Here is a 17841-nt window from a genome sequence, read left to right on the forward strand (position 1 = left end):
TGAGACTTTTTCAGTGCCCTCGCTTGACGCAGGCTTCTTTTTTTTACTTTTTCTTTTGCTTTGTAGCCGGCTGTTGTTTACCGCTCTCCTTTTGTTGAATAAGCGACCGAACTCTTTTGCTCAAAACCACACGCAGATAGATCAATACGACCAAAAAGGCGATAGACAATCCTGTTACCAGCATGTTGCCGGCCTTATACCCTTCAAAACCACTGTAGATTAAAAATACAATGGCTAAACTTAAAACTATATTTAGAAAAAAATACTTTAACATATTATTTTTTTATTACTCCTAATACCCGTTCTCTCCATCCACCAAAGAAATAGAATGCCCCACCAACAACATTCAATAAAACAATCGTCAAAGCCATAACCATCCTTTCAGTATTGGAGATCGTTCTTGAAAGCATGATTTCCCGTAGAACCAAAATTACCCATAACAGCGATAATAAGATCGAAAGGCTCCCTAGCATAGGGAAAATACCAAGGTTAACTATTCGCGCCAACATAGCGACGATATAAAAAGCAAGACTAAACAGGAAAGCTTGTTTAGTCTGATGCTCTAAATTCTTCATCTTAATAAACGTCTAATTCGGGATCGATCTCCTCTTTCCAAGCCAGTATACCGCCTTTTAGATTTGCCAGGTTGTCAAACCCCTGTTGTTCCAATAACATGATTGCCTGCGCAGAACGTTTTCCTGAACGGCATTGTACGATAACTGGCTTATCCTTTGCGATCTTATCCGCCTCGATCAATATGCCCGAAAGGGGTATATTCAATCCATTGAGATTTGATACTTCATATTCAAACGGTTCGCGAACATCAATCAATTGAAAATCCTCGTTGTTATCGATTTTATTCTTTAATTCTTCTACAGATACTTCTTTCATTTTCAAACAATTTAATAGTCAAATATACTACATTTTTTCCGCCCTCTGTCCACTTATAGAATTTTCCTTATCTTCATGCAGATATTACTAAGCTTTATATGAATTCAATACCTAAAATTATTTTGTCCTTATCTTTGCTGGCAATTTCGGCAATTACCTATGGACAACAGGTTATTTCCAACCAGGAACGCCAAGATGTTAGCCGTATACTCACTACCTTGGCTGCTGACGATATGCGTGGTAGGTCTGCGCTCACCAAAGACATTGAAAAAGCAGCAGATTTTATTGCCGGCGAGATGAAAAGAATAGGTCTCACACCCTATGCGGAACAAAGCTATAGACAATCTTTTGAACTAGATAAAATCTCTCCAGTGAGCAAATCTGCAACGGTAAATAACCAGATTATTCCTGTAGATCATATTATTTCACTTGGCCACCAGATGGATTTGGAATGGGATAATAAAAGCGATATAACTATTGTGAAAATAAAATCGGGTGATGATTTTTCGAAAGTATTTAGAGAACATTCTTTGTCCAAAGAAAATACACTTGTATTGGTAGATCCCTCTTTTGAAAACTATTTTGTCCGTTTTGGTCAAATGCTTAACACTCCTAAATTTCTCGAAGATCCTACTGTACAGAAACCTTCAATTGTCTATCTCCTGACAAAGGAAATCCCGACAACCTATAAAATTCAAATTAAAAGGGCACATCAAAAATTTCCACTGTTCAACGTGGCGGGCATTATTCCTGGAAAAAGTAAGCCCAACGAATACGTCATCTTTTCGGGGCATTACGACCATATTGGTATTCTTCCGGCTGTTGGTCAAGATTCGATTGCCAATGGAGCAGATGATGATGCCTCTGGCGTGACAGCAATGCTGACCCTAGCAGATTATTACAAAAAGCAGAATAAGAATGAAAGAACTCTTATTTTCGTTGCCTTTACCGCAGAAGAACTGGGCATGTATGGCTCAAAATATTTTTCCAACCACATTGATGCCGATCAAGTAATGGCCATGATCAATATGGAAATGATTGGAAAAGATTCGAAATTCGGTCCTAATACAGTGTACATTACCGGATACGATCAGTCCAATCTGGGCGAATTGATGCAGGAGAATCTGAAAAATACGACCTTTAAATTCTACCCCGATCCTTATACTAAACAGAATCTGTTTTACCGAAGTGACAATGCAGTGCTAGCGGCCAAAGGGGTCCCGGCACATTCGTTCTCAACCTCCCAAATGGACAAGGATGAATACTATCACACCGTAAAAGATGAAGTATCTACGCTAAATGTTCAAAATATCATTTCCAGTATTGAGGCTATCGCGATAGGTGCCTCAGGAATTGTAGAAGGCAGGCAAACTCCTTCCCGAGTCGAAAAACTAAAGGATTAAGAAACAGCCGTCGCTTTGACTTCCTTTTGCATAACATAGTCGTTTAGTACATAGTCATAATAAGGAATATCGACAGTTTGAACCACTTTAAAGCCCTGCTTCAAATAAAAATGATAAGCAGGGTTATTCCTGTTGACATTCAGTTCAAGAATACCTCTGCCTTTTAAGACTGTTTTTTCTGAAGCGAAGTCTATCAGTGCTTTTCCGAACCCTTTACCCTGTACATCAGGCATCAAGTAGAGTTTTTCGATACGTACGCGATCTTCGAGCGTCCTCAACGCAATAAATCCTTGCCCAATACCATCTTCCTTCAATACATAAAAAAACTGACCATTGACCATACTTTCCGCAAGTGCTTCTACCGTATAATTTTTTTCCAGCATAAAGTCTATTTGATCTTGCGAAAGTACTTGACCATAAGTAAGCGGCCAAATGATAAAAGCCATATTGGAAATCCTTCTGATATCACTTTGCTCCGCCAGTTCGATTGTTATCATGTGATCTTCTCTCCTATTAAAATGTATTTTACATCGGAAAATTCAAGAGTAAATAAGCCATCATTTTCCATTTCGTATTCCTTATCGTTTATCTTAGTCAATCCCGTATACTTAATATCTTCGTCCTTATCAGCGCTAACTATCAAAATTCGCTCGCCTTCTGCCTTCCATTTGGTAAACCCTGTTGTCACAAAATAATAACGAAAGCCGTTGGAAAAAAGGACAATATTGATTTGCTCAAGATAGGCCCGATAATAGCCTAAATCCAACTGATCCGAAACGATATTTACCGCTTTATATTGATGTGCTATAAGGTATTCGATCGCAGCTTTTAGAAAAGCAACATCATAAGAAATCACCTTCAGGTTCTCCTGAGACGCATCAATGGCATTTTTTGTAAAAACAATATCGAACTTATACCCTCGTGCATCCAGTAAATCCATTGTTCTTTCTTCGATTACAATGGTTGGGCTCCATTCCAACAGCTGGCCCAGATCCTCTTCATCAATAAGGAAAAGATCTTCAATCAGTAATGCCGGTTCCTGATTTTCTCGGACAATATGGTGCGATGACATGGGATGAATTTAATATCCGAGCCGACGCAAGGTGATGTAAGCCATTAATCCCGTGCTAATCTCCAAGGAAGCCTCATCCACGTCAAATGTGGGCGTATGTACAGCAGAAGATATCCCTCGTGCCGCATTACCTGTACCCAAACGATAAAAACAAGCGTCGATTTCCTGCGAATAATACGAAAAATCTTCCGCCGCAGGCCACAGATCCAAGTCAACAACGTTTTCTTTTCCAAGATATTCCTCTGCAAAAGCACGCGCACTTTTAGTGAGTTCAGGCTCATTGATTAGAAAGGGATATCCTTTACGAACTTCAAATTCACAGGTCGCCCCCATGCTTTCGGCGATTCCAACAGCAATTTTCACCATTCTTTCGTGGGCTTCAGCCCGCCATTTCTCGTCAAATGTGCGAAATGTACCTTCCAAATAAACCTGATCGGGGATAATATTTGTAGCCCCATTAGCTATTATCTTTCCAAAAGATAATACCGTTGGTGTACGCGGGTCTGCAAAGCGACTGGCTACCTGTTGCAAAGCGGTAATAATCTGAGCTGTGATCACAATGGGATCGATATTCTGATGTGGGTGAGCTCCGTGTCCACCTCTTCCTTTTACAGTCATAAATAGTTCGTCGCATGAAGCCATATATTTACCTTCACGGAATCCAACTTTTCCCACTTCTATAAAAGGCATTACATGCTGTCCTATAATTGCCGATGGAGCAGGATCTTGTAACGCCCCTTCTTTTATCATTAAAGAGGCACCGCCTGGTAGGCGCTCCTCGCCGGGTTGGAAGATCAATTTGATGGTTCCTCCAAATTCAGCTTTTAGGCTATGCAATATTTTAGCTGTCCCCAAAAGAGAAGATGTATGTACATCATGGCCACAGGCATGCATTACTCCTGGGTTTTTGGATGCATATGAACGCCCCTCCACTTCTTGAATGGGTAAAGCATCCATATCTGCACGCAATGCAATTACTTCATTGGAAGATAGGTTACCCGTGATTAAAGCGACAATCCCCGTATCTGCTTTAGTCTCATAGGGAATTCCCAATTGATCCAGCTGCGATTTTACAAAGGCCGAGGTATTGTATTCTTCAAAGGAAAGTTCAGGATTCTGATGAAGATGTCTACGATTGGAAACCGTATCTTCAAAATATTGATGAGCTAGGGCCAGGACTTTTTCTTTCGTACTTGCCATAAAAGGTTGATTGATTTATTGATAGACAAAAACGTTCTCCGAAAATACAAAGACGTTGCTAAAATACTGACGTAATTCGCGCATGAAGGCGTTTGCCTCCGATCGACTTCTAAAATCGCCTACCTTGACGCGATAATTGGGTTCATCATAGGTGATATAAGTATCAATATCTTTATACATGTTTCGGAAACGTGTCTGCTCCGAAAACGCTTGATTCCTGCTCGATCCAGCAAATATCTGGACGCGGAAGCCTCTTACTTTGACCCGCGATGCCGCAGATCGGACAATGGGCTTAGAAGGCACTGCTGTCGCTTTGCTTTCGACAGGATTGATTCCCATAGCTGCCCTGAAATTTTGAAGCTGTGTAATCAACGTATCTTTGGTTACAATTACTCCACCTTTTTCCTGCGCGTTCACTTGAACAACAGAAAACAACACAAGTACATGTACGAAAATCAATCCTCTCTTCAGCATAGTTTAACCTTTCTTATCGATTAGTTATTTGCGCCGTGGCAATTTTTATATTTTTTTCCCGAACCACAAGGACATTCGTCATTGCGTCCAACCGTATTTTCATTGCGAACAGGTTCTTTTGGTCCATCGTTCACATCTTCTTCACTGACACCTGTAGGTGAAGTCAACTCCGCTTTTGTTTCAATAGTTTTCACTGGAGCCTGCTGTACCTGTCTCGCTTGCATTGAAGTCGGCTCTTGACCCGGAATCTCCCCTTTGAAAATAAAGCTTACCACATCTTTATTCATGGAAGCCAACATTGCTTTAAACAAATCAAATGCCTCCATTTTATAAATGATAATCGGATCTTTCTGTTCATAAACAGCGTTCTGAACGGATTGTTTCAAATCATCCATTTCACGCAAGTGCTCTTTCCAAGCCTCGTCGATTAAGGCCAAAACAATCCCTTTTTCAAAAGACTTAAAAACTTCTTTACCGTTGCTTTCGATCGCTTTTTTCAAATTGGCCGAAACCTGAATGCCACGGATACCATCGGTAAATGGAATGACAACGTTTTCGACAATTTGACCTCTTTCTGCATATACATTATTCAGAACAGGCACTGTCAAAGCACCAACGGCTTCAATTTTATGATGATAAGCATCGAGTGCATGCTCGAAAAGACGTTCGGTCAAGGCTTCAATTTTACCTTGAGCAAATTCTTCTGCGGTAATTTCTGGTGTGATTGCAAAAATACGGATTACTTCAATTTGAAAATCTTCGTAGTTACCCTGCTCTTTCGCTTCAACAACAATTTCTTCAGCAACGTCAAAAATCATATTATTCAAATCCACATCTAAACGCTCTCCAAACAGGGCGTTTTTCCGTTTTGAATAGATGACGGTACGTTGTGAATTCATGACATCGTCATACTCCAATAGGCGTTTACGGATCCCGAAGTTATTCTCTTCCACTTTACGTTGCGCACGCTCGATGGATTTGGTCAACATACTATGTTGCATCACTTCGCCCTCTTCGACTCCCATTTTTACCATGATGTTAGAAATCCGCTCGGAAGCAAATAAACGCATCAAGTTGTCTTCAAGTGAAACAAAGAATTGCGATGAACCCGGATCTCCTTGACGACCCGCACGACCACGTAACTGACGGTCAACACGACGAGATTCGTGTCTTTCAGTACCAATAATCGCAAGACCACCAGCCTTTTTAACTTCCTCTGTCAATTTAATATCCGTACCACGACCAGCCATATTTGTAGCGATAGTCACCTGTCCAGGACGTCCTGCTTCAGCAACGATATCAGCTTCTTTTTGGTGTAACTTCGCATTCAAAACATTATGTTTGATCTTACGCAGTTGTAGCATACGACTTAACAACTCCGAAATCTCCACAGATGTCGTACCGACCAATACTGGACGTCCTGCATCTGTCAATCGTTGAATTTCTTCGGCTACTGCATTGTATTTTTCACGTGCTGTACGATAAATCAAATCTTGACGGTCATCGCGTTGAGCCACACGATTGGTTGGAATTTCTACTACATCAAGTTTGTAAATTTCCCAAAGCTCACCGGCCTCCGTTGATGCCGTACCAGTCATACCCGAAAGCTTGTGGTACATGCGGAAATAGTTTTGCAATGTAATCGTAGCGTAAGTTTGTGTAGCATCTTCTACTTTCACATTTTCCTTCGCTTCGATCGCCTGGTGCAAACCATCCGAGTAACGACGGCCATCCATAATACGACCTGTTTGCTCATCAACAATTTTTACTTTACCTTCATCAACGATATATTCAACGTCATTTTCAAACAAGGTATATGCCTTTAACAGCTGGTTGATCGAGTGAATACGCTCCGCTTTGATTGAATAATCACGCAACATGTCTTCCTTTCTAGCTGCCTTTTCTTCCAAAGTCAACGAAGATTTTTCAATTTCAGCGATTTCAGTACCAACATCTGGTAAAATAAAGAATGAAGGATCCTCTCCAGTTGCTGTAATCAACTCGATACCTTTCTCTGTCAATTCTACCTGATTGTTCTTTTCGTCTATTACAAAATAAAGTTCTGCATCTACTTTAGGCATATTTTTATTTTGCTCCTGCATATAGTAGTTCTCTACTTTTTGTAAGATAGAACGGTTACCACCCTCACTTAAGAATTTGATTAAAGCCTTATTTTTAGGTAAACCTCTATAAGCTCTCAATAGGGCTAAACCGCCCCCTTCAACATCAGAATCACCGGCGGCCAATGCTTTTTTAGCATCATTCAAAACGGTATTGATATATGCTTTCTGAACATGGACCAAGCGCTCAATACGTGGTTTCAATTGGTAAAACTCATGTTGATCACCACGTGGAATTGGACCTGAGATAATCAAAGGTGTACGCGCATCGTCAATCAATACGGAGTCCACCTCATCGACCATAGCAAAGTGTAATTTTCCCTGTACCAATGCATCCGGAGTCTGAACCATATTATCACGTAGATAATCGAAACCGAACTCGTTATTGGTACCATATACGATATCCGATTGATAGGCCTTACGACGTTGTGGAGAATTTGGCTGATGTTTATCGATACAGTCAACCGATAAACCATGGAATTCAAATAATGGAGCATTCCATTCAGAGTCACGTCGAGCAAGGTAATCGTTCACCGTTACGATGTGCACTCCTTGACCAGAAAGAGCGTTTAGATAAGTTGGTAATGTTCCTACCAAAGTTTTACCCTCTCCCGTAGCCATCTCAGCAATTTTTCCGCTATGTAACACTATACCACCAATCAATTGGACATCGTAATGAACCATGTTCCAAGTGACTTCAGTACCAGCTGCCATCCATTTATTTTTCCAAATCGCTTTATCACCATTGATGATAACATTTGGTTTGTAAACAGCCAGTTCTCTATCAAAATCGTTGGCAGTAACTTCTAATTCTTCGTTTTCCGTCAAACGTCTGGAAGTTTCTTTAACCACGGCAAATGCCTCTGGCAAAATATCCTTCAATACCTCTTCCAACTTCTTATCACGGTCTTTGGACAGCTTGTCCACCTGCTCGTAAATAGAAGTTTTCTTTGCCATATCGTCCTCATCTTGTTCCGCTTCCTTCTTTAGCGAATCAATTTCTTGGTCAATATCTGCTAGGTAATTCTTAATTCTTTCTTTGAAATCAACGGTCTTGGCACGTAACTCGTCATTGGTTAGATTTGAAAGCTTCTCATATTCAGCTTTGATTTGGTCTACCACAGGCTGAATTCCCTTGATATCTCTCTCGGATTTACTTCCAAATAATTTACTTAAAAACTTTAACATAATTTTTTTTCTATCTCAACTTAAGATTTTGTACAATAATGACTCCAAAGTAAAATTGCAGACAATTTGACACTAATCGGGCAAATTTAGTTATTAGATATGATATCTAACAGCTTAGACCCATTTTTTTTACGTTATTTTTATTGAAAATGTCAGTTCCCTAAATCTAACAGTAGTCCAACATATATTTGTGTTCGTTTCGTGCTTTTTACATGCTTTTTTGAACACAATATAACTACCATTGGTAGCAACCAACTTATGACAAAAATATTTTTTTCTCTGAATTCGGTATAAAACCGAGCTCCTGAGCCTTTTCAAACATCTTCGTAATGGCGTTACGTCCTTCAATACCCAACGCTACTGAATATTTATTGACATAAAGTTCGATATGCTTGTACATCACCTCTTCACTCATTTCCTGTGCATGTGCGCGAATAAACTCAAGACCAGACTTCGGATTGGCAAATGCAAACTCCACACTTTCTTTCAAGATTGTATTCAATGTATCTTTCACTTCTTCCGGTAGACTACGTTTGACGACGATTCCGCCAAGAGGAATCGGAAATTTTGTCGTTTTCTCCCAATAGTCCCCGAGATCGACAACTTTATGCAATCCTCTTTCCGCATAGGTGAATCTATTTTCGTGAATAATCAATCCTAAATCAATAGAACCATCCAATAAGGCGCCTTCAATATCAGAAAAAACCAGTTCTACTTTATTTTTCAACTCGGGGAAAGCCAAGCTCAATAAAAAATTAGCCGTTGTATATTTTCCTGGATAGCCAACTTTCAATTGATCGAATGCTTCCATGCTTTCTGCCCGTTCCAATTTTTGTTGAAGTGATTTCGCCATCATTGGATCTTTCGTAATTAGCATCGGCCCCACACCAAAGCCCAGAGCACTCCCAGCATCGAGCAATTCATAGTCCTCAACAGCATAGGCAAAAGCATGATAACTTAGTTTGGTAATATCAAGCTCGCCTTGAAAAGCTTTTAAGTTTAAGGTCTCCACATCGTGATATTCCACTTCAAAATCCAATCCCTTAGTATCTATCTTATGATGAATCAATGCATCAAAAATAAATGTATCATTGGGGCATGGAGAAAATCCTAATGTTAATTTCATGTTGTACAAATTTTTCCCATCAATCCGATGAGTTTTACAGATTTAATCAAACCGTTATTTTATGCGTTATCAGATAGATAATCATCGCCAAGAAAGTACTTGCAATAATTCCCTTTCCAAGATGATCGCTTCCCGACCGATAAGCAAAACGTAATAGCACTAAATTTATCAGTACGGCTATGGTATAGATAGCCATAGGCTTCTCGGGTAAAAAGTGAAGTGCAAGATCCGTGAAACGTACCAATATATGAGCCAATACTGGAAATACAGCACCGATACCCAAACCTATCCAGAAATTATTTTTCACGTTTCCGACTGCTACTCTTTTCTTCAAGATGGTCAAAACTCCACGAATTCAATTCAGGAATGGCATGATGCGCCGTCATATCAAACTGTGTAGGAACAACAGATACATAGCCATTGGCTAAAGCAAAACAATCGGTATCTTCTCCCCTGTCCTGCAACACAAATTTACCCGTTGTCCAGTAATAATCGCGATTATGTGGATCAATACGTTCATCAAACTCCTCGACCCAATGCCCTCCAGCCTGCCTACAAATTTTAATACCTTTAAAACTTGAAGTTTGTGGAAAATTGACATTCAACAGGGTATTTTTAGGAAGGCCGTTTGCCAGTACCTGTTCAGTAATAGATATCACATAAGGCCTACAAGGGCTAAAATCAGCATCACGGGAAAAATTATCCAGCGAGAAGCCAATGGAAGGAATCCCTTCGATCGCTCCTTCTACCGCAGCAGACATGGTGCCGGAATATAAAACATTAATGGAATTATTGAGACCATGATTAATGCCCGATACACAGATATCCGGCTTTTGACCTTTGAAAACTTTATTGACAGCCAGCTTAACACAATCTACCGGCGTCCCTGAACACTGATACATTTCAACCCCTTCATATAAATTGATTTTATCTAAACGTAACGGCCTGCCAAGTGTGATGGCGTGCCCCATACCAGATTGTGCAGAATCTGGAGCAACGACGACAACATTTCCTATTTTCTGCATTTCCTCCAACAACACCTTGATACCTGGGGCTGTGATACCATCGTCATTAACAACTAAAATATTGGGCTTCATATGTAAATTATTTTTATTCTTCTGTTCATAGCGCATATCGACATTATTCCGATAGTTCTTCTTTCCCATTTACGAAGTTAGTAAATCTGAAACCGAGATGTAAATAATATTCATACAACCATCAATTATTCTTTTTAACTATACGATTACGACCAACATCCTATCAAATTAACACCAAATTCGACATTAACACCCCTATGACATCCACGTTACAGGGTTTTAGCAGGGGGTTAACAGGGCTATACCCCTGCTAACCCCCTGTTAACCCCCTGTAATCCCCCCGTTATTTCCTTGTTAGTATAGGAATTGGTATTAAGTTGCTAGACAGACATCCGGTAGTTAAATAGGAGCATGCTGAGCAAAATTGAAACCTAACGGTGCTACGACATCGTTTGCGTAACATTGTATCGTTATTGATAAATATTAGCCTTAAATTTAGCATTCAAACAAAGAAAATAATTCAGTTATGAGCGTTAATTTTGAATCCCGCTATGCAATAGGGCCCAAAGAATACAAAACTTTAGACACACAAGGATTAAGAGAAAATTTTCTAATTGAAAAAGTTTTTGAAGCAGATAAAATTAATTTTGTCTATACCCACTATGACCGCTATATGGCTGGGGGGGCGATGCCTGTCAGTTCAAAAATCAAATTAGAGACCATCTCGGCATTATTAAAAGAACCTTACTTCCTTTCGAGAAGAGAATTGGGCATTATCAATGTCGGAGGAAACGGCCAGGTCGAAGTTGACGGCGTTACCTACGATCTGAATACCAAAGAAGCGCTCTATGTTGGTCAGGGAGCTCAGGAAGTATATTTTTCAAGCAAAGATGCGGCGCAGCCCGCAAAGTTCTATTTAAACTCGACACCTGCACATTGCAGTTACCCCACTAAAAAAGTAACGAAAGAAGATGCAAATAAAATAGAATTGGGATCATTAGAAACATCCAACCACCGTACAATTAATCAGATGTTATTAAACAAAGTGGTACAAACTTGTCAGTTGCAGATGGGGATGACCGAGTTGAAGCCTGGGTCCGTATGGAATACCATGCCATCGCATACACATGATCGTCGTATGGAAGTTTATTTCTATTTTGAATTACCCGAAGGACAGGCTGTATCGCATTTTATGGGGCCTATTGATGAAACAAGACATATTTGGATGCAAAACGATCAAGCTGTCATTTCACCGCCATGGTCTATTCACTCAGGAGCGGGCACTTCAAATTACACCTTCATATGGGGCATGGCCGGCGAAAATCTAGATTATGATGATATGGACAAATGTGCTATTACAGAATTGAAGTGATATGAAAAAATTATTCGTATTAAGTTTAGCGCTTGGGCTTTCAACGGTTGCCTTATCGCAGAATAACAAAACAATTACTGTAAGCAACCCCAGTGCTAGCACTAGAACGGAGCTGATCAGTATTCCCTATACAACCTTCGAAAAACATTTCGATCTAAAAGGTGGTGTGTTTACAATTGTCGATAAGGATCAAAAAGAATTCGCTTATCAGCTTGAAAAATTAGGAAAGACCACTGTACAAAACGTCTTGATCCAGGTAGCCATCGCACCCAAAAGTTCCTTGACATTTGGGGTGAATGGCAGTAAGCCCACAGCATTCGCCTCCAAAACCTACGCGAGATATATCCCCGAGCGGAAGGATGATTTTGCTTGGGAAAATGACATTGCAGCATTCAGAGCCTATGGAAAGGCACTAGAGGGTACCTCCGAAGATGCACAAGGTTTTGACTTTTGGGCAAAACGGACCAATGATCTTGTTATTGACGAATGGTATAAAACCGGCGATTATCATGCTGATCACGGAAAAGGCTTAGACTATTATTCCGTCGGACAAACTTTAGGGGTTGGCGACGCAACGCCATTCTTTGGCGAAGAGGTCGTGTACCATAAACATTATCGCCAGTACGAGGTATTAGATAATGGTCCATTACGCACTACATTCAAACTTATTCATGAGCCTGAGCGTGTAAAAGGCCAGCAATTACAAGTTGAAAAAACGATTTCTTTAGATGCTGGCAGCCAGTTGAATAAAATAAGCTATTCGGTCAAAAACACAACGTCGGGTTCGACTCCAGTTGTTGTGGGAATCGCTAAAAGAAAAGAGGAAAAACCTCAGGTTTTAAACGATGAAAAAAATGGCATTTTAGCCTATTGGGAACCTGCCGAAGGAGACAAGATTACAGGCACTGCAGTTATTCTTCCAAGTGTAAAGTATGTTTTTAAGGATAGCCCAAAACAATTTTTACTAGCGACAACGGTCAAAAACAATAAACCTCTTATTTATTTTGCAGGTGCTGCCTTCAACAAAGCTGGTAAAATAACAAGTTTTGACCAGTGGCAGTCCTATGTCAAAACATTCAGAAATAATTTAGATCAACCCTTAACAATAAAATATTCAAAATAATGTCCATACTGCAATCTTTTGACTTGAGTGGAAAAGTAGCCTTGGTGACTGGCTGCAAAAGAGGAATTGGCAAGGCAATCGCCGAGGCATTGGCTGAAGCCGGAGCAGATATTATTGGGGTCTCAGCGACCTTAGAAATTGAAGGCTCTGCAGTAGAAAAATCCGTAAGAGCATTGGGAAAAAATTTCTATGCCTATCAGTGCGATTTTTCTAAGCGGACAGCCCTTTACAGCTTTATTGAAAAAGTAAAATCAGACCATCCAACGATCGATATTCTGTGTAACAATGCTGGAAATATACTCCGAAAACCAGCCGCTGAACATCCGGATGAATACTGGGATGAAATCATCGAAATCAATCAAAATGCACAATTTATATTAACCCGTGAAATTGGAAAGGATATGATTTCACGTGGAACTGGAAAGATCATATTTACAGCGTCTTTATTAACTTTCCAAGGGGGCATCAATGTTCCGGGATATGCTGCCTCGAAAGGAGCCATAGGATCTATGGTAAAGGCTTTTGCTAATGAGTGGGCATCCAAAGGTGTCAATGTAAACGGATTCGCCCCAGGCTATATTGCTACCGACAATACCGAGGCCCTTAGAGAAGATCCCGAACGTTCGAAGTCCATTTTGAGTCGTATCCCTGCTGGCCGCTGGGGAACACCGGAAGATTTCAAAGGACCGGCGGTATTCCTTGCTTCCAGAGCTTCAGACTATGTTCATGGAACCATCCTTACCGTAGATGGTGGCTGGATGGGGAGATAAATGATCAATCGATATTAGATTAGTTTGTTTTAAAAGTCTTTATCTCTCGGGATAAAGGCTTTTTTTCTGAAAGTGTCTGTTTTTAAAGGCCATCACGAACTTTCATGCCCGTTTTTGATCCAAAGGAATCATGAAAGTTTTTTGCGGTTCTAAATCCCAGGTTGCTAAATGATGCATTTGGATTTACAGAACCTATATAAACGGTATTGAAAGCTGCACAGCTATTTTTACTACACCACCAAGAGCCTCCACGGGCGTGGGCAACAGAACGGTCGCCATCTCTTTCAAGTCTTCCAGTGCAAAACTCAAAGACATTTCCGAAGATATCATAAAGTCCCAACGGATTGGGTTTGAATTTTCCAACAGGTGAAGTATAGAGATAACCATCGGAATAATCGGCCTTCAAATGATCTTTTCCATGCCAAACATTTGCATAATCGCCCATATTTTCCTTAGTGAAACCGTCGAAATAGCGTCCTTCGCTTCCTGCCCTAGCCGCCACCTCCCATTCGTCAAACGAGGGCAATCTGCAATCTGCCCATGTACAATAGGCCAGCACATCTTTATAGGAGATACAGGTAACAGGGTGATCCATTTTGGTTTCGATTCCGCCGCGACTTATACCGTTAGGAAAGCGCCAATAAGCCGTACTATCCTGTAGCCAACGAAACTCCCCTAAGCCAGGCTCAAAGACCATGGCATTTTGATAACGTTCTGCTAAGGTCTTATAGCCTGTAGCCAGAATAAATTTCTCAAATTCGGCGTTTGTCAGCTCAAACTTCGAGATCCAAAACGATTCAATATGTACAACCCTTTTGGGATTCTCTATACTGCTTACTTCACCCAGATGATAATTTCCTGCTGGAATTTGGATATATTTTCCGGCTTGAGCACCACAGTGGAGATATAAAAAGATCAAACCGATCGCATAGAACAGCTTTTTCATACTCCTTAGCATTCGTTATAACATACTTTCACGGCTTCTATACTATACCTCTTATTTGACCCTATTAATCTTACTGCGGTTCTTAAAACCGAATCGCTTATTTACCTTTTCTATCTTTGTAATAATTCAAAGCCCGTTTAAAGATCAAAGCTTCATTCTCTTTATTATAGTTTAGATAAGCGTAATAATTACTATTATCACCATATAGCTTTTTAAAAGAGGTAGACGTTGTAAATTCCTGATATTCGCCACGCTTCATGAGTAACATCAGCAACGTCAATGCATCTTTATCTTTTGGTGTTTTCTTGGCATAATCAATAATAAAAGGAATCATTTCCCAAGCATTGATCTCCACTAGTGCATGTTTGTAATTTACTCCCATTCTTTTGCTCCGGAGCACAGATTCCTGGATAAGCTTCATTACAGAATCCCTATTTTCATTTAAAAAATCGATCTGCCTTTGTGACCAGGAAGTTTCATTAAAACCGTCCAATAATGTTCCAAATATTTTTTTGTCAACTTGAGTCTGATATTCAGGTATAGCACAATTCTGCGCATATAGCTCTGCATGAATCATGGTATAGGTAAACTTTTCGCGCAGTGATAACCTGCTGAAATCCGTTGCTGGAATTGCATTTATACTGGCATCGGTTGTTTCGTTATCTTCCTCAGGGATAATCTTGGCAATTAATGCCTTTACTTTGGTCAGACCATAGGGTGGTATGGTCATTTTACTACGCATCTCAATCGCAGCAGGATCCATATAAAGGCCATTTTCATCCTCTTGAGCCGTTTGCGCAGAAACATTCATCCAACACAGGAAAGAAATAAAAAATAAAAGTCCCCTTCTCATAACGTATGATTTCTTATACTTTAAAAATAAAGAAATTATTGCTACAAAAACTATTCCTTTTATATGCTATTATTCGTTAGGTTCTGATTCTGCCTACCGTTTTTACAATGATCACATTCCGGATGAAAAAAGCCCCGGATTTCATGAAACCCGGGGACAGTATATTTTATGTATACCTTTCTATATTAAGAATATAAACCTTTTTTATCGATAAACTCAATCACCTTTTGAGGTGTAAAAAATTGAATATTTTTATTTTCTTTAATGGCTCTTCGCAAAAAAGTAGATGACAACTCCATTAATGGCGTGTCTGTCAGTGTGATAGCGGGGTGGTCTCTAAATTTTTCAGTGTCGTACCCAGGCCTTGGGTAAACATAAATCTGATAATCACGCAAGATAATATCTGCATTTTTCCACTTCGCTAAAGAATCCAAATTATCTTGTCCCATGAGCAGTACAAATTCCCTGTTTGGATATTTTTCTTTAAGATGTGTTAATGTATCAATTGTATAGGACGGTATTGGTAAATGGAACTCAACATCACAGACCCGCAGATGATCACAGTCTTCCAATGCTAGATTTAACATTTCTAATCGGTCGTAGGGATCTGCCAAGGTGGATTTCTTTTTAAATGGATTCTGTGGAGAGACCACAAACCAAACTTCATCCAACCCAGTAAAATTGGCCATATAATTGGCTATAATCAAATGCCCTATGTGCACTGGATTAAAAGATCCGAAGAACAAACCAATCTTTCGCATGAATTTATTTATTGATAAATTCCATTACAATATCTTCAGCTTCGGCACAGGCTGTAGCTAAATCAAAATTCTTCAAGATAACATCAAATTTATTGGCATAGGTAAGTTCCAATTCGGCCTTAGCAAAGCGTTCTTTTAATTTATCCTCAGAATCCGTTCCTCGTCCTGTTAAACGTTCTTTAAGAACCTCCAGTGACGGCGGTTGGACAAAAATAGAAATCGCCTGTTCAGGAAATTTTGATTTTAAACGTAAACCACCGACAACATCGATATCAAAAATAACATGTTTACCTTCTTTCCAGATACGTTCTATTTCCGAACGCAAAGTTCCATAAAATGTTCCTGAATATACTTCTTCAAATTCTATGAATTCTTGTTTCGCTACTTTATGTAAAAATTCTTCTTTGGACATAAAATAGTAATCTTTTCCATTCACTTCCTGTCCTCTTGGGTCACGTGTACTTGCTGAAATGGAAAATTCAATCTTATCACCATGTTTACTTAAAAGATCTCTTACTATTGTTGTTTTTCCAGCTCCCGATGGTGCTGAGAAAATAATTAATTTACCGCTCATTCTTACAATACGTTGAGCAATTGCTCTTTTATTTTTTCCAATTCTTCTTTCATTCTGACCACAATCTGCTGAATGCCGGCATGATTGGCTTTAGAACCAAGGGTATTGATTTCCCGACCCATTTCTTGTGAAATAAAACCTAATTTTTTTCCGTTTGAATCGGCTGAATCAAACGCTTTTAAAAAGTAGTTGCAATGGGAACGTAGTCTAACTTTTTCTTCGGTCACATCCAATTTGTCGATGTAGTACACCAGTTCCTGTTCGAATCTATTTTGATCAACATTTTCTTTGCCAATGGTATCATTCAAAAATTGCTCGATACGCTGTCTGATCAAAGGTATACGCTCAACTTCCAACAATTCTACTTCTTCAAGATAAGTTAAGATTAGTTCTGCGCGCTTTTTTAGGTCTCCGGCTAGTACATTTCCCTCATCCTCACGGAAGGTATTGAAGCGTTTGACGGCGTCATAAAAAGCATCCATCAATACTTTAGCCTCTTCATCATCGACCGAATCATCATTGTTGGTAATTACCTCCGGCATATTTAATGCAAGTTCAAACAGATTGACATTCGTATCATTGAGTTCTACAGCAATTTGCTGCAACTGACTATAGTATTTTTTGAGTAAATCAGCATTAATGGAAGAAGCTTTAGCGGTTTGATCCGTGTATTCAACCATCACAGTCAGGTTGACTTTACCACGCTCAATAAGTTTACTACATTCAGTACGCAGGGTCAATTCCTTGTCCGAAACGATTTTGGGCAAGCGAAGATTTAATTCAAGAAATTTTGAATTTAAGGACTTTATTTCGACACTATATTTGACTTTACCGTTATCGGCAGACGCAGTGCCATATCCTGTCATGGATTTTATCATATGCAAAGGTATGACTTTTCAGTAAAAATTGAATACCCTACAGGGATTAATTG

The 17841-nt window shown here is 39.6% G+C and carries 20 protein-coding genes; 4 read left to right on the forward strand and 16 right to left on the reverse strand.

Annotated features, from left to right (window positions below; all coding sequences use genetic code 11):
- Positions 1–43: 43 nt before the first annotated feature.
- From B3E00_RS14130 to B3E00_RS14140, 3 genes are read right to left on the reverse strand one after another with little or no spacing between them, the layout of a single operon-like run.
- On the reverse strand, positions 44–274 hold the full coding sequence (locus B3E00_RS14130) for a DUF6358 family protein (protein WP_293880192.1): 231 nt from the start codon (positions 272–274) through the stop codon (positions 44–46).
- A 1-nt stretch (position 275) separates the two neighbouring features.
- Positions 276–575 (reverse strand): hypothetical protein, encoded by a 300-nt coding sequence (locus tag B3E00_RS14135; protein ID WP_293880194.1) that lies wholly within the window; start codon positions 573–575, stop codon positions 276–278.
- Position 576: 1 nt separating this feature from the next.
- On the reverse strand, positions 577–891 hold the full coding sequence (locus tag B3E00_RS14140) for a rhodanese-like domain-containing protein (RefSeq protein ID WP_209577005.1): 315 nt from the start codon (positions 889–891) through the stop codon (positions 577–579).
- Positions 892–989: 98 nt separating this feature from the next.
- Between B3E00_RS14140 and B3E00_RS14145 the strand changes: the two genes are divergently transcribed.
- Entirely contained in the window at positions 990–2294 is a 1305-nt protein-coding gene (locus B3E00_RS14145) for a M20/M25/M40 family metallo-hydrolase (RefSeq protein ID WP_293880199.1), read from the forward strand.
- On the opposite strand, the gene B3E00_RS14150 is transcribed toward B3E00_RS14145, so the two are convergent.
- The 8 genes from B3E00_RS14150 to surE all read right to left on the reverse strand — a co-directional run bounded on the left by B3E00_RS14150 (position 2291) and on the right by surE (position 10571).
- On the reverse strand, positions 2291–2791 hold the full coding sequence (locus B3E00_RS14150) for a GNAT family N-acetyltransferase (RefSeq protein ID WP_293880201.1): 501 nt from the start codon (positions 2789–2791) through the stop codon (positions 2291–2293). The two genes, B3E00_RS14145 and B3E00_RS14150, sit on opposite strands and share 4 nt — an antisense overlap.
- Positions 2788–3366 carry a hypothetical protein gene (locus tag B3E00_RS14155; protein WP_293880203.1) on the reverse strand — a complete coding sequence of 193 codons (579 nt, stop codon included), beginning with the start codon at positions 3364–3366 and terminating at the stop codon, positions 2788–2790. Before B3E00_RS14155 ends, B3E00_RS14150 begins: the two co-directional genes overlap by 4 nt.
- Positions 3367–3375: 9 nt before the next feature.
- Positions 3376–4566 carry a M20 metallopeptidase family protein gene (locus B3E00_RS14160; protein ID WP_293880205.1) on the reverse strand — a complete coding sequence of 397 codons (1191 nt, stop codon included), beginning with the start codon at positions 4564–4566 and terminating at the stop codon, positions 3376–3378.
- 15 nt (positions 4567–4581) lie between these two features.
- On the reverse strand, positions 4582–5040 hold the full coding sequence (locus B3E00_RS14165) for an SPOR domain-containing protein (RefSeq protein WP_293880207.1): 459 nt from the start codon (positions 5038–5040) through the stop codon (positions 4582–4584).
- 20 nt (positions 5041–5060) lie between these two features.
- On the reverse strand, positions 5061–8348 hold the full coding sequence (secA, locus tag B3E00_RS14170; RefSeq protein ID WP_293938979.1) for a preprotein translocase subunit SecA: 3288 nt from the start codon (positions 8346–8348) through the stop codon (positions 5061–5063).
- Between the two features lie 256 nt (positions 8349–8604).
- Positions 8605–9474 (reverse strand): 1,4-dihydroxy-6-naphthoate synthase, encoded by an 870-nt coding sequence (locus B3E00_RS14175; RefSeq protein ID WP_293938980.1) that lies wholly within the window; start codon positions 9472–9474, stop codon positions 8605–8607.
- A 46-nt stretch (positions 9475–9520) separates the two neighbouring features.
- Complete coding sequence (locus B3E00_RS14180) at positions 9521–9781, reverse strand: hypothetical protein (protein WP_293938981.1); 261 nt, start codon at positions 9779–9781, stop codon at positions 9521–9523.
- Positions 9771–10571, reverse strand: a complete 801-nt coding sequence (surE, locus tag B3E00_RS14185; protein ID WP_293880363.1) for a 5'/3'-nucleotidase SurE — start codon at positions 10569–10571, stop codon at positions 9771–9773. The genes B3E00_RS14180 and surE overlap by 11 nt, the downstream gene beginning before the upstream one ends.
- 466 nt (positions 10572–11037) lie before the next feature.
- Here surE and kduI point away from each other — a divergent pair, with 466 nt between their 5' ends.
- The 3 genes from kduI to B3E00_RS14200 are packed head-to-tail and all read left to right on the forward strand — an operon-like array spanning position 11038 to position 13776.
- Positions 11038–11883, forward strand: a complete 846-nt coding sequence (gene kduI / locus B3E00_RS14190; RefSeq protein ID WP_293880215.1) for a 5-dehydro-4-deoxy-D-glucuronate isomerase — start codon at positions 11038–11040, stop codon at positions 11881–11883.
- A 1-nt stretch (position 11884) separates the two neighbouring features.
- Entirely contained in the window at positions 11885–13006 is a 1122-nt protein-coding gene (locus tag B3E00_RS14195; protein WP_293938983.1) for a DUF4861 family protein, read from the forward strand.
- A gap of 5 nt (positions 13007–13011) precedes the next feature.
- Positions 13012–13776, forward strand: coding sequence for an SDR family oxidoreductase (locus B3E00_RS14200; RefSeq protein ID WP_293880365.1), 765 nt, complete (start codon positions 13012–13014; stop codon positions 13774–13776).
- Between the two features lie 82 nt (positions 13777–13858).
- Here the strand turns inward: B3E00_RS14200 and B3E00_RS14205 are convergent, their stop codons facing one another.
- From B3E00_RS14205 to B3E00_RS14225, 5 genes are all read right to left on the reverse strand, one after another.
- Positions 13859–14722, reverse strand: coding sequence for an SUMF1/EgtB/PvdO family nonheme iron enzyme (locus tag B3E00_RS14205; protein WP_293938985.1), 864 nt, complete (start codon positions 14720–14722; stop codon positions 13859–13861).
- 97 nt (positions 14723–14819) lie between these two features.
- Positions 14820–15575, reverse strand: coding sequence for a hypothetical protein (locus B3E00_RS14210; protein WP_293880221.1), 756 nt, complete (start codon positions 15573–15575; stop codon positions 14820–14822).
- Positions 15576–15760: 185 nt separating this feature from the next.
- Positions 15761–16336 (reverse strand): nicotinate (nicotinamide) nucleotide adenylyltransferase, encoded by a 576-nt coding sequence (nadD, locus tag B3E00_RS14215; RefSeq protein WP_293880223.1) that lies wholly within the window; start codon positions 16334–16336, stop codon positions 15761–15763.
- 4 nt (positions 16337–16340) lie between these two features.
- The gene (gmk, locus tag B3E00_RS14220) at positions 16341–16910 is read right to left on the reverse strand and encodes a guanylate kinase (protein ID WP_209576974.1); all 570 of its coding nucleotides are present in this window, start codon (positions 16908–16910) and stop codon (positions 16341–16343) included.
- Between the two features lie 2 nt (positions 16911–16912).
- Complete coding sequence (locus B3E00_RS14225) at positions 16913–17788, reverse strand: YicC/YloC family endoribonuclease (protein WP_293880227.1); 876 nt, start codon at positions 17786–17788, stop codon at positions 16913–16915.
- Positions 17789–17841: the final 53 nt, after the last annotated feature.

This window comes from Sphingobacterium sp. UBA5996 (assembly GCF_002429765.1).
Taxonomy (GTDB): domain Bacteria; phylum Bacteroidota; class Bacteroidia; order Sphingobacteriales; family Sphingobacteriaceae; genus Sphingobacterium.

What these genes read in the sequence shown, in the direction of transcription:
- B3E00_RS14130 (WP_293880192.1), bottom strand. Translation starts at nt 274, where the DNA reads ATGTTAAAGTATTTTTTTCTAAATATAGTTTTAAGTTTAGCCATTGTA.
- B3E00_RS14135 (WP_293880194.1), bottom strand. Translation starts at nt 575, where the DNA reads ATGAAGAATTTAGAGCATCAGACTAAACAAGCTTTCCTGTTTAGTCTT.
- B3E00_RS14140 (WP_209577005.1), bottom strand. Translation starts at nt 891, where the DNA reads ATGAAAGAAGTATCTGTAGAAGAATTAAAGAATAAAATCGATAACAAC.
- B3E00_RS14145 (WP_293880199.1), top strand. Translation starts at nt 990, where the DNA reads ATGAATTCAATACCTAAAATTATTTTGTCCTTATCTTTGCTGGCAATT.
- B3E00_RS14150 (WP_293880201.1), bottom strand. Translation starts at nt 2,791, where the DNA reads ATGATAACAATCGAACTGGCGGAGCAAAGTGATATCAGAAGGATTTCC.
- B3E00_RS14155 (WP_293880203.1), bottom strand. Translation starts at nt 3,366, where the DNA reads ATGTCATCGCACCATATTGTCCGAGAAAATCAGGAACCGGCATTACTG.
- B3E00_RS14160 (WP_293880205.1), bottom strand. Translation starts at nt 4,566, where the DNA reads ATGGCAAGTACGAAAGAAAAAGTCCTGGCCCTAGCTCATCAATATTTT.
- B3E00_RS14165 (WP_293880207.1), bottom strand. Translation starts at nt 5,040, where the DNA reads ATGCTGAAGAGAGGATTGATTTTCGTACATGTACTTGTGTTGTTTTCT.
- secA (WP_293938979.1), bottom strand. Translation starts at nt 8,348, where the DNA reads ATGTTAAAGTTTTTAAGTAAATTATTTGGAAGTAAATCCGAGAGAGAT.
- B3E00_RS14175 (WP_293938980.1), bottom strand. Translation starts at nt 9,474, where the DNA reads ATGAAATTAACATTAGGATTTTCTCCATGCCCCAATGATACATTTATT.
- surE (WP_293880363.1), bottom strand. Translation starts at nt 10,571, where the DNA reads ATGAAGCCCAATATTTTAGTTGTTAATGACGATGGTATCACAGCCCCA.
- kduI (WP_293880215.1), top strand. Translation starts at nt 11,038, where the DNA reads ATGAGCGTTAATTTTGAATCCCGCTATGCAATAGGGCCCAAAGAATAC.
- B3E00_RS14195 (WP_293938983.1), top strand. Translation starts at nt 11,885, where the DNA reads ATGAAAAAATTATTCGTATTAAGTTTAGCGCTTGGGCTTTCAACGGTT.
- B3E00_RS14205 (WP_293938985.1), bottom strand. Translation starts at nt 14,722, where the DNA reads ATGAAAAAGCTGTTCTATGCGATCGGTTTGATCTTTTTATATCTCCAC.
- B3E00_RS14210 (WP_293880221.1), bottom strand. Translation starts at nt 15,575, where the DNA reads ATGAGAAGGGGACTTTTATTTTTTATTTCTTTCCTGTGTTGGATGAAT.
- nadD (WP_293880223.1), bottom strand. Translation starts at nt 16,336, where the DNA reads ATGCGAAAGATTGGTTTGTTCTTCGGATCTTTTAATCCAGTGCACATA.
- gmk (WP_209576974.1), bottom strand. Translation starts at nt 16,910, where the DNA reads ATGAGCGGTAAATTAATTATTTTCTCAGCACCATCGGGAGCTGGAAAA.
- B3E00_RS14225 (WP_293880227.1), bottom strand. Translation starts at nt 17,788, where the DNA reads ATGATAAAATCCATGACAGGATATGGCACTGCGTCTGCCGATAACGGT.